This window comes from Roseivirga seohaensis subsp. aquiponti (genome assembly GCF_001267955.1).
GTDB classification, from domain to species: Bacteria; Bacteroidota; Bacteroidia; order Cytophagales; family Cyclobacteriaceae; genus Roseivirga; species Roseivirga seohaensis.
In genome coordinates, this window is the sequence record NZ_JSVA01000048.1 from 1 (window position 1) to 941 (window position 941).

General features: G+C 42.2%; 1 pseudogene. It reads left to right on the forward strand.

Annotation, left to right across the window (positions count from 1 at the left end):
* Positions 1 to 62: 62 nt before the first annotated feature.
* Positions 63 to 941: pseudogene (locus OB69_RS18910) on the forward strand (IS3 family transposase); the annotation flags it as partial.

Sequence of the window (941 nt, forward strand, 5' to 3'; positions counted from 1 at the left end):
TGTAAGCTCCCCCAAAACTAGTACAGTTTAAAAGTAGAATTTCTAATTTTAATAACTGTAATATGAGAAAGAGCAAATTCACCCCGACCCAAATAGCCAAGGTTTTAAAGGAGTTTGATTTAGGCAAAGATGTAGAGACGCTATCGCGAGAATATGGAGTATCCAAGGCCACGTTTTACAAGTGGCGGCAGCGCTACGGAGGCATGGAGGCTAGCGAGCTGAAGAAGGTAAAAAAGCTTGAAGAAGAAAACGCGAAGTTAAAGCGGATGTACGCAGATCTGGCTCTAGAGCTGGACATGGCTAAATACATTATTGAAAAAAAGCTTTAAGGCCTTGCCAAAAACGAGCGATTGTAGTCGAGCTAAAAGAAAACTACCCCCACGGCAGAAGCAAGGCATGCCGTATTTTAAAGACCAGTAGAAGCAGTCTGGACTATCGTTCAGTTAAAGATGATTCAACACTAATAGAAGCGTTGAGCGAGCTAAGCGTATCACACCCCAGAGAAGGTTTTTGGAAGTGCTACCATCGCTTGCGTAACAAATCTATAATAGTAAACCACAAGCGTTTGCACAGGGTATATAAGCAGATGGGTCTGCCTTTGCGCAGAAAATATAAGAAACGGCTTCCTGCACGAGTTAAGGAGGTTATTGTAGTACCCGAGGTGTTCAATCACACCTGGAGCATAGATTTTGTACATGATGTGCTAAGCAACGGTCGTAAGTTTAGAACCTTTAATGTAATAGACGATTACAACCGCGAAGTACTGTTTATAGAAACCGATTACTCACTAAAGAGCAGCAGAGTTGTTTGGGTGCTCAATCACCTGATCAATAAGCACGGTAAGCCTGAGCGCATACGCATGGATAATGGTCCTGAATTTATAGCAAAGCTCTCTAAAGAGTGGAGTAAAATAAATGGGATAGAGTTTAAGTTCATCCAGC